Raw genomic sequence first — 721 nt, 5'->3', positions numbered from 1 at the left:
CGCGGCGGGATCGCCGACCGCGACCTGCGCGGGAGGCAGCGGCACGGGCGCGGGCGCGGCCAGCATGGCGTCGAGCGCGCCGGGCGCTTCCCCGGCCAGGGTAGCCAGCGCGTTCAGATAGGCGTCGCGCTCCGCACTCAGCGGCAGCAGCGCGGCGTCGCTCTGCTCCAGCTGGTTGCGCTGCTGTTCCACCTCCAGCGCGGAGGCAGTTCCCCCGGCGTGGCGCTGTTCCGTCAGGCGCAGCATCTCGCGCTGCCGGGCCGTGGCCTGCTGCGCCAGCGCGATACGCTGCTGCCGGTCGCGCAGATTGACATAGGCCTGGGCGATTTCGGCGGTCAGGCTGACCTGCGCGTCCGCGACATTGGCCTGCGCCGCCTCAACCTGGGCCCGTGCCGCCTCCACTCCCCGCCGCCGGCCACCCCACAGATCGACCTCCCAACTCGCGTCGAAGCCCAGATTGTAGAAATTGAGCGACTGGCTGTCGCCGCCATCGGAACTGTCCTCCTCCGAATTGCCGAGGTCGACGCCGGGCACGGTGGCATGGACGTAAAGAGCGGAGGCATTGACATTGGGAAGGGCATTGGCGCGCTCCGTCCGCAGCGAGGCGCGGGCCTGCCGCACCCTTGCCTCCGCCACGGCCACGCCGGGACTGGCGGCCAGCGCGCGGCTTTCCAGCGCGTCCAGCACCGGGTCGCCCAGCGCCGTCCACCAGGCCGCGGCG

1 protein-coding gene is annotated in these 721 nt (G+C 72.7%); it reads right to left on the bottom strand.

The annotated features are described in order from the left end of the window. Positions 1 to 721, bottom strand: a 721-nt coding sequence (locus A8G00_RS03925; RefSeq protein ID WP_172451760.1) for a TolC family protein, incomplete at both ends; no start/stop codon positions are given.

Origin of the sequence: Sphingobium sp. SA916, from assembly GCF_002894065.1 — a bacterium.
Lineage (GTDB): Bacteria > Pseudomonadota > Alphaproteobacteria > Sphingomonadales > Sphingomonadaceae > Sphingobium > Sphingobium fuliginis.
This window is presented reverse-complemented; position numbering and strand designations above follow the sequence as displayed.